The sequence below is a fragment of the Amycolatopsis coloradensis genome (assembly GCF_001953865.1).
Lineage (GTDB): Bacteria > Actinomycetota > Actinomycetes > Mycobacteriales > Pseudonocardiaceae > Amycolatopsis > Amycolatopsis coloradensis.
In genome coordinates, this window is sequence record NZ_MQUQ01000025.1 from 46,201 (window position 1) to 55,665 (window position 9,465).

At 70.3% G+C, this 9,465-nt stretch carries 4 protein-coding genes; 1 reads left to right on the top strand and 3 read right to left on the bottom strand.

Features of this window, described 5'->3' with window-relative positions; genetic code table 11:
• Window positions 1-23 precede the first annotated feature (23 nt).
• Both BS329_RS36195 and BS329_RS36200 read right to left on the bottom strand, forming a co-directional pair.
• Window positions 24-3,431: a non-ribosomal peptide synthetase gene (locus BS329_RS36195; protein ID WP_076167390.1), complete on the bottom strand. Its 3,408-nt coding sequence runs from the start codon at window positions 3,429-3,431 to the stop codon at window positions 24-26.
• Window positions 3,432-3,801: 370 nt separating this feature from the next.
• Window positions 3,802-6,426: a penicillin acylase family protein gene (locus BS329_RS36200; RefSeq protein ID WP_208619336.1), complete on the bottom strand. Its 2,625-nt coding sequence runs from the start codon at window positions 6,424-6,426 to the stop codon at window positions 3,802-3,804.
• Window positions 6,427-6,574: 148 nt separating this feature from the next.
• On the opposite strand from BS329_RS36200, the gene BS329_RS36205 reads away from it, so the two are divergent.
• A complete protein-coding gene (locus tag BS329_RS36205; protein ID WP_076167392.1) occupies window positions 6,575-7,837 on the top strand; it encodes an MFS transporter in 1,263 nt (420 codons plus the stop codon).
• A 287-nt stretch (window positions 7,838-8,124) separates the two neighbouring features.
• On the opposite strand, the gene BS329_RS36210 is transcribed toward BS329_RS36205, so the two are convergent.
• Entirely contained in the window at window positions 8,125-9,465 is a 1,341-nt protein-coding gene (locus BS329_RS36210; RefSeq protein WP_076167394.1) for a M20/M25/M40 family metallo-hydrolase, read from the bottom strand.

Below are 9,465 nucleotides of genomic sequence, written 5' to 3' on the forward strand. Positions count from 1 at the left end.
TTGACTTCGCCAGCGGTCGACGGCTACAACCGGTCGCGGGCCTCTTCGTCGGACATGGCGCTCACCTCGAGGACCAGCTCGGCCACGGCGTCGGCGTCGATTCCCTCGACCGTGCCGAGCTCACGCAGGTACGCCGCGACCGAACGCACCGTGCGCGCCGCGAGGAAGCCGGGGATGTCCAGTTTGATCCGCAGCAGCTCGCGGATCCGGGACACCGCCTGCGTGGCGAGCAGGGAATGGCCGCCCAGCTCGAAGAAGTCGTCCGTAGTGCCGACCCGCGGCACCGCGAGCAGCTCGGACCACAGCTCGGTGAGCAACTGCTCCAGCGCGCCCGCGGGGGCCGTGTAACTGGTTTCCGGCCGGTCGGCACCGGGTGCGGGCAGCGCGGCCCGGTTCAGCTTTCCGCTGGGCAGCAAGGGAAGCTTGTCCAGCACCAGGTAGGCCGACGGCACCATGTGGTCCGGCAGCCGGTCGGAAAGATGGGCACGCAGCTCCGCGGCGGTCGGCCGGTTGTCCCCGTTCGGGGTCACGTACGCGGCCAGCCGGCGTTCGCCGACGGCGTCGGTGTAGGCGACGACCACCGGCTCGGTCACCGCCGGATGCCCGGACAGCACGTTCTCGATCTCGCCGAGTTCGATCCGGAAACCCCGGATCTTGACCTGGAGATCAAGCCTGCCGAGGAAATCCAGGTCCCCGCCGGCCAGGAACCGCGCGTGGTCGCCCGTCGCGTACATCCGGCCACCCGGCTCCGGGCTGTACGGGTCGGGCAGGAACCGCTGCGCGGTCAGGCCGGGCTGGTGCCAGTAGCCGCGGCCCGGTCCCGCGCCGCCGATGAACAGTTCCCCGGCCACTCCTGGCGGAGTCGGCTCGCCATGCTCGTCGAGTACGTAGAGCCGGTGGTTGGGCAGCGACCTGCCCCAGAGCACGCCCGCCGGGCTGCGCTCGGCGACCGGGTGGAAAGTGCTGCAGTAGGACGCCTCGGTCATCCCGGCGAGGTTGAGCAGCCGGACGCCGGGCACCAGCTCGGCGAGCCTGCCGGGCAGCGCCGGGGGCATGCGGTCCCCGCCGAGCCCGACCGCGCGCAGCACGACGCCGTCCATCCCGTCGCGCCGGTAGGCGTGGTTGACCAGCATGTCCAGCAGGGCCGGCGCGGAACTCCACGCGGTCACCCGCTTGGTGCGCAACAGATCGAGCAGCTGCTCCGGGTCGGTGGTCTCGATGTCGCTGGGCACGACGATCGTCGCGCCGGCGGCGAGCGTGCCGAAAACCTCGTACACCGACATGTCGTAGTTCAGCGAGGAGATGGCGAGCATCCGGTCGGCCGGGGTCAGCGCGTAGGCGCCGTTGACGCCGTGCAGGGTGTTGGCCACCCGGCCGTGCTCGTTCGCCGATCCTTTGGGGCGCCCGGTCGAGCCGGAGGTGTAGATGACGTAGGCGAGGTTCGGCTCGGAGACCACCGCGGGCGGTCGCTCGGCCGGATACCCCCCGATGCGTTCCGCCTCCAGGTCGAGGCAGACCAGGCGGGTGTCCTCGACGTCGTCGCGAGTCCGCACGCGGGCAGGGTCGGCCACCGAGGAATGGGTGAGCACCAGCGCCGCACCGGCGTCCTCGGCCATGTAGGCGACGCGGCGGCGGGGATAGTTCGGGTCGAGCGGGACATACCCGGCGCCCGCCTTCAGGATGCCGAGCACCGCGACGATCATCAGTTCCGACCGCGGCAGCGAGATCCCGACCAGCTGCTCCGGCCGGACTCCTTCCGCACGCAGGAACCAGGCGAGCCGGTTCGCGCGCTCGTCCAGTTCGCGGTAGGTCAGCACCTGGTCGCCGAAGGCCACCGCCTCCGCGTCAGGGGCGAGATCCACCTGTCGTTCGAACAAGCCGTGCAGGGTGCCGGCGGTCTTCGCGGGTGCCGCCGAACCGCCACCGCTCGCGACCTCGATCATCTCCGCCAGTTCGCCGGGCCCGGCGATCGGCAGCCGGGAGACGGGCGTCTCCGGATCGGCAAGGCCGGCGGCCAGCAGCAGGTCGAACGCGGCGACCATCCGGCGGACGGTGTCCGCCTCGAACAGGTCCGAGCTGAACTCCGCCCGGCCGTCGAGACCGCCGTCGGCGGTGGGCACCAGATCCAGCGTCAGGTCGAACTTGGTCGACTCGGTGTGCAAGTCGAGCTCGCTCACTCGCAGTCCCGGCAGCCGCAACTGGGCCATCGGCACGTTCCGCAGCGCGAACAGGGTCTGCACGAGCGGGATCGAGCCCGCCGAACGGTCCACTCCGGACTCGGCGACCATCCGCTCGAACGGGACGTCCTGGTGGGCGTACGCCGCCAGGCACACCTCCCGCACCCGGACCAGGAGCTGCCGGAAACTCGGGTCGTCCGAGGTGTCCATCCGCAACGGCAAGGTGTTCACGAAGAAGCCGACCAGCGGCTCGATGTCCACGTGGCCCCGGTTGGCGATCGGCGAACCGATGATCATCTCCTGTTGCCCGCTCCACCGCCGCAACAGCACGGTGTACGCGGCGAGCAGCACCATGAACTGGGTGGCCTGCTCACTTTCGGCGAGTTTCTCGACGGCGCGGACGGTGTCCGCGCCGAGGCGCATCGGGACCGACTCCCCCGCCGACGACCTCGTCGCGGGGCGCAGCTTGTCCGTCGGCAGCTCCAGCACCGGCGCGAAGGCCAGGTGATCACGCCAGTACGACACCTGCTCGTCAAGCTCGCCGCCGTCCAGCCGTCCTCGCTGCCAGACGGCGAAATCGGCGTACTGCACCGGCAACTCCGGCAACGGGGACGCCTCACCCGCCACGTACGCCTGGTACAACGTCGTCAGTTCTTGTTGCAGGACACCGATGGACCAGCCGTCCGAGACGATGTGGTGGGTGCTCAGCAGGAGCACGTGCTCGGTGTCGCTCACCTTGAGCACACAAGCCCGGATCAACGGGCCTGCGGCCAGGTCGAACGGCTGCCGGACCTCCTGCTGGTACCGGTCGCGCACCTCGGCCTCGGCGGCCTCGGCCGACCGGTCGCTCAGGTCCACCAACGGGATGGTGAGCGGCGCGGCCGCGTGCACGAGCTGGCCGGGGACACCGCCGCGATCGGTGAACGTCGTCCGCAGCACCTCGTGCCTGCGCACGATCTCGTCGAGAGACCGCCGCAGCGCGTCCACGCGCAGCACGCCGGTGAACCGCACCGCCGCGGGAACGACGTAGGCGATCGACCCGGGATCGGCCTGTTCGAGGTACCACAGGCGTTCTTGCGCGTAGGAACACGGCAGCGGGTCACCGGTCCGCGCCGTGACGGGAATCGCCGGCGCCACCGCGGCCCGGCGGGCCAGTTCCGCCGCCACCAGACGCCGTTTCTCCGGCGACAGGCCGCGCAGGACCGCTTCGAGGTCGGTGTCTGCATCCGCACCGTGCTGACCGGCACCGGTCATTGGCCACTCCAGGCTCGATGGCTTCGGGTAGATCGCGGGGCGTCGCCAGGATCATCGACGCGGGTGCCTGCCGACAAGTCCGGGATCAGCCCTACAACGCCCGGGGGGTGTCTCCCGGATCGCCACTCACGACCCACCGGCGGAAGCGGGACTCAGACGTTGAGCGCGGCCGCCATCCAGGGGTGTCGCGAAAGCCACTTTCGGGACATCTGATGCCCCGAAAGTGGCTTTCGCGACACGGCCGTTCCGGACTGCGCGGCGAGTCGTCCCGCTGATCACGCGACACCGCCACAGCACACCGGCGGGTACCCGAGACACCATGGCTCCAACGACCCCTAATCACTCACGACACCGATCTGAGAGACACGGCCTAACCCGCTGGCTTCAGCGTCAAGTGGTTCTTCGTGGCGGCCGTGACCGCGTCCCGGCTGAACGCCCACGCGGTGGACTCGCCGCGTTGCCAGAGCGGCATCTGGTCGTCGTAGTGCGCGTCGAACGCGTGCCCGGACGCCCCGGTGAGGTTGATCCAGCGCGAGGAGTCCAGGTTCGCCCAGTCGACCACCACGCGCATGGACGGGACCCAGTTGACGTCGTAGCCCTTCTTGGCGTTCCAGCCGGCGGCGTTGATGGTGGCGGGCCCGCCCCCGAGTTCGTACGGCCCGCGGTTGAGCAGCCATTGCACCGGCGCCGGGCCGGTGCCGAGGGTCTGGTTCTTCAGGGTGAGCTTGTGCAGCTCGCCCCAGCGCCAGGCACCGGGGTCCGCTCCGAGGCGGCCGGTCAGTTCCTTGGCGGCGTCGTCCATCGCCGCGCCCAGCATGGCGTCGCGGCCACGCGGGCCACGCGGGTCGGTGGTGTTGTGCCAGAACTGGTCGTCGGGACGATCCAGCAGGCCGCGGACCACCTCGAACCACTGGCCACCGCCGTCCACGTCGACCTTCGGCGCGCCGTTGGTCAGTTTGTCGGTGAACATCAGGCCGAGCAGGTTCCGCCAGACTGCGTTGAAGTAGGCGGCGGGCGCCGAGTCGGCCGGCTGGGTGAAATCCCAGCCCCGCAACAGGTTCTTTGCCTTCTCGGTGTCCTTGCCGACCTGGGCGGCCAGCAGGCGCGGGGTCAGCGTGGCGGCGTTGACGTTGTAGGTGTCGAGCTGGATCCGCTGCATCGCGGTGACGTCGAGCTTGCCGCCCTGCTTGATCAGGTCGGTGATCCGCTGGCTGCGGTTGCCGTCGCCCCAGGCCTTGGTGATCAGGTACGGGTACGACGGATCGGTGACCGCGTTGTTCGCGTTGACGAAGTACCCGCTCGCCGGGTCCAGCGCGCTGGGCAGCGCGTCGAACGGGATGTAGCCCGTCCATTCGTACTCGTCGGTCCAGCCCGGCACCGGATACCGGCCGTCGCCCTGTTTGCGGATCGGGATCCGGCCGGGGGCCTGATAGCCGATGTGGCCGAACCGGTCGGCGTAGAGCATGTTCTGCGCCGGGGCCGCGAACTGCGACGCGGCCTCGCGGAACGAGCGCCAGTCGTGCGCGGCGTCCAGCGCGAAGACGGCGTCGAGGGTGCGGGCAGGCTGCAACGCGGTCCACTTGATGGCGACCGCGTATCCGCCGCCCGGATCGGCCCCGGGTGACCGGCCGCTCTGCCCGGTGGACTTCAGCCGGTCGACGACGTCGGAGAGGATCGGCCCGTGCTCGGTGGAGCGTACGGTGATCACCCGGTCCTGGCCGCCCGCGACCTTGATCACCTCCTGGCGGGTCCGCAGCGGGACCTGCCTGCCCTGGTATTCGTAGTTCCCGCCGGTCACCCGCTCCAGGTACAGGTCGGTGTCGGCGGGACCGAGGTTGGTGAGCCCCCAGGAGATGTCGGCGTTGTGCCCGATGATGACCCCCGGCATGCCGGAGAAGCTGAACCCGGACACGTCGAACTGGCAGTCCCGGCTGACCGACCGGCAGTGCAGGCCGTTCTGGTACCACAGGCTCGGCATCTGCGGGCCGAGGTGGGGATCGTTGGCCAGCATGGGTTTTCCGCTCGCGGTGAGCTTTCCGGAGACCACCCAGCCGTTGGACCCGATGCCTTCGCCGCGCGGGCCCAGCACGTCGTCGAGCGCCGTCGACGCCTCCGCCGCGTCGCGCAGCGCGCCGGCCATGTCCTCGGTGCCGGTCCCGCCGGAGGCCGCGGTGCCGCCACCGCCGCCGACCGGTTTCGGGTCACGGCTGGTCTCGCCGGGCTGCACGGTGGGCTCCCAGCGCTGGAAGTCGTAGTCCGGGTACAACTGCCGGATCGTCTCCTGGGGCAGGACCGCGGCCAGCATCGCGTGCCGGGCCTGGTCGGTCACCGTGCCGTTGAGATCCCACGCCATGGCCTTCAGCCAGGCGACCGAGTCGACCGGGGTCCAGGGTTCCGGGGTGTAGCCGGGGTTGATCAGGCCGAGCACGGTGTATTCCAGGCTCAGCCCGGTGCCGCTGTGCTCGGCCAGGTAGGCGTTCACGCCGTCCGCGTAGGCCTGTAGGTAGTCCCTGGTGCTCTGGGACAGCAGCGGAAGCTCCTGCTCGGCCACCTGGCGCCAGCCCATGGTCCGCACGGTCGAGTCGGTGACCACCTGGCTCTCGCCGAAGAGTTCCGAGAGCCTGCCGGAGGTGATGTGACGGCGGACGTCCATCTCCCAGAACCGGTCTTGGGCGTGCGTGTAGCCCTGGGCGAGGAACAGGTCGTGCGGATTGTCGGCGTAGATCTGCGGCACGCCGTAGCCGTCGCGCAGCACCTCGGCCGGGCCGGTCAGCCCCGGCACCGCGAGCGTGCCGTCCACGGTGGGGAACGAATGCCGCACCGCCCAGGTCAGGTAGAGACCGGCGCTGGAGAGGATCACGATGAGCACGACGACGAGCGACCAGGCGATGATCCGCAACCGCCGCCAGCCCCGGCGCCGCTTGCGGCCGGAGCCGGACTGTTCGCCCCGGTCTGCTTCGGTTTCGGTGTCCACGGTGTTCAGCGCGTCGCCCACCCACGCAGGATCGTCCGCGGCCACCGGGTGGAGTAGCCGGGGATTCTCCTGACTGCCGTCGGCATCCGCGCGATGCGACCCTTGCCGGGTTCACCGCGCGGGCCGAGCGCTGCCGCGTGACCACGCACCATCCTTGGGGACGAGTGAGATGGCCATCGACGCGGCCGCCAAGGCCGACAGCCCGCGACGGTTGCGGTCCCAGCGGGACTTCCGCCGGTTCTGGACCGGGGACCTGGTGTCCCAGTTCGGTTCCCGCATCACCGAGTTCGTGCTGCCCCTGCTGGTGGTGACCGTGCTCGACGGCTCGGGCGCGCAGGTCGGCCTGTTGCAGGCGTGTTATCTGGCGCCGTTCTTCCTGCTCCCGCTGTTCGCCGGGGTGTGGCTGGAGCGCCGGACCAAACGGCCGGTGATGATCGCCATGGACTTCGGCCGGTTCGTGCTGGTGATGGCGGTCCCGCTGCTGGCGCTGTTCGGGTTGCTGACGCTCCCGCTGCTCTACGTCGTCGCGATCGCGGGCGGGGCGATGACGGTGGTGTACGACATCGCCGCGACCAGCTACGTGCCCCGGCTCGTCAGCGCGCACCACCTGACCTCGGCCAACAGCGCGGTCTCGGTCAACCTGGCGGTCAGCGCCACCGCGGGCCCCGGTCTCGCCGGCTGGCTCAGCGGACTGTTCGGCCCGGCGGGCACGCTCGTGTTCGACGGGTTGTCCTATCTCACCTCGGCCAACGCCCTGCTGCTCATCCGGCACCGTGAGGCCGTCCCGGAGCGGAAGGCGGACCGGGATCCACGCCGCGAACTCGCCGAAGGGCTGCGTGCGGTCCTCCGCAACCCGCCGGTGCGCGCCCTGGTGACCCACGCCGGGATCTACAACGCCGGTTCCGCGATGATCGTGGTGGCGTTCCTGATCTACTTCGTGCGGGTACTCGGCCACGATCCGGCGGTCTACGGCGCGGTCATGGTGGCCAGCGGGATCGGCGGCATCGTGGGCTCACTGGGCATCCCGGTGCTGATCCGGCGACTCGGCTACGGCCACTCGCTGCTGGTCGCGCTGGTGTTCTCCACCAGCTCCTACTTCCTGCTGCCACTGGCCGACGGCGACAGCGGCGACATCCTGATCTGCGGGATCGGCCTGTTCCTCGGCGTGACCGGGTCGTCGAGCGGCAGCGTGATCGCGCTGACCATCCGCCAGCGGTCCACGCCGAGCACGCTGCACGCCCGGATGAACGCCAGCTACCGGTTGATCAGCTTCGGCATGTTGTCGATCGGGGCGGGCACGGCCGGTTTCCTTGTCGACGCGTTCGGCGCCAGGGCGGTGCTGTTCCTCGCGCCGTGCCTGCTGCTGCTGTCGGTCATCCCGGCGGCGAGCCGCCCGATCCGCACCCTGCGCACCCTGCCGGATCTCGGCTGACCTGGACCTTCACGCCTTCTCAAGTACGTGAAGGCCCCCTTGCTTGCGCCTAGCGCAAGAAACTCGCCCTTCACGTACTCGAGAAAAGCGTCAAACGTCAGCAAATCGCACCTAATCGACCGAACAACTGTCCTTTGTGGACGAAACTCGGATGCCATATGTCCGTATCGTCAAGGTCGATGCCAGGAACTCAAGGGCGGCGTGAGCGGCGATCCGTGAAGGCCCCCTTGAGGGACCCAGGGTAAGCAAGGAGGCCTTCACGACCTTGGTTCGCGCGAAAGAGCGGGTCAGCGGTAGGAGCGGAGGAGGTCCCGCAGGCAGGTGGTGCCGAACTCCAGTGCCTCGACCGGGACCCGTTCGTTGGCGGTGTGCAGCATGCCGCGGTAGTCGACCCCGGCGGGCAGCCGCAGCGGAAGCCAGCCGTAGCACCGGATGCCCAGCTGCGCGAACAGCCGGGCGTCGGTGGACGCCGGAGACACCATCGGCAGCGGGGTCGCGCCGGCGTCGGCTTTGGTGAGGATCTCGGCCATGGTGTCGTAGAAGCCGCCGAACTCCGGTTCCGCGATCAGCTCCGGGCGGACCATCGACCCTTCCAGCAGCAACTCGAACTCGGCGTCGTGGCCGATGAGGCCGCGCAGTTCGCCGGTGAAATCCTCGACGGTGAACCCGCCGGGCAGCACCCGGCCGTCCAGGTCGACGGTGATCTCGCTGGGGACCACGTTGATCTTCTCCGTGGTCCGCACGATCGTCGGGTTGGCGGTGTGCCGGAGCACCGAGTCGAGGCGCAGCGCCTCGCTCAGCGGCAGGCCTTCCGGGCGGGGATCGCCCGCCTGGTCCGCCCGGTACCGGGCGACCCCGGCCGCCATCGGCTCCGGCAGCGCGGCGGCCAGCGCGGCGAGCATCCGGTCGGCGGCCTGGGTCTGGTGCCGCGGCATCCTGGTCCCGCTCAGCGTGGTGAGCAGCTTGCCGAGACGCGCCATCGGCGTGTCCGGCGGGGTCAGCCGCGAGCCGTGGCCACCGGGGCCGCGCAGGGTCACCCGCAGCCAGCAGGCCCGCTTCTCGGCCACCACGATCGGATGGAACCGCTGCCCGGCCAGATCGACACCGGCGCCGCCCTCCTCACCGATGGCGTACCGCACGCCGTCGAACAGGCCGGGATGCCGGTCCACCAGATAACGGGCGCCGACGGCGCTGCCCGCCTCCTCGTCGGCCACCACCGCCAGCAGCACGTCACCCGACGGCCGTTCTCCGGTCGCGGCCAGCCGGGACAGCGCGGCGAGCATCATCGCCAGGCCGCCCTTCATGTCGATCGCGCCGCGGCCCCAGACGTGGTCGTCGACGATCCTGGCCTCGAACGGCGGATGGTCCCACTCCTGCCCGTCCACCGGGACCACGTCGGAATGCGCGTGCAGCAGCAGCGGCGGGGCCTCGCCCCGGCCGGGGAACCGGGCGACGAGGTTGGTGCGCAAGGGATCCGGCCCGAGGACCGTCAACTCCGCCCCGCTGTCGGCCAGCAGCCGCCGCAGGTAGGCGACGACTTCACCTTCGCGGCCCGGCGGGTTGGTGGTGTCGATCCTGATCAGGTCCTGCAACAGGGGCAACGGATCGCTGGCGAACTCCGGCGGCAT

Bases quoted from the DNA above. Each gene is read 5' to 3' on its own strand.
- BS329_RS36195 (WP_076167390.1), bottom strand. From the start codon at position 3,431: ATGACCGGTGCCGGTCAGCACGGTGCGGATGCAGACACCGACCTCGAA.
- BS329_RS36205 (WP_076167392.1), top strand. From the start codon at position 6,575: ATGGCCATCGACGCGGCCGCCAAGGCCGACAGCCCGCGACGGTTGCGG.
- BS329_RS36210 (WP_076167394.1), bottom strand. From the start codon at position 9,465: ATGCCGCCGGAGTTCGCCAGCGATCCGTTGCCCCTGTTGCAGGACCTG.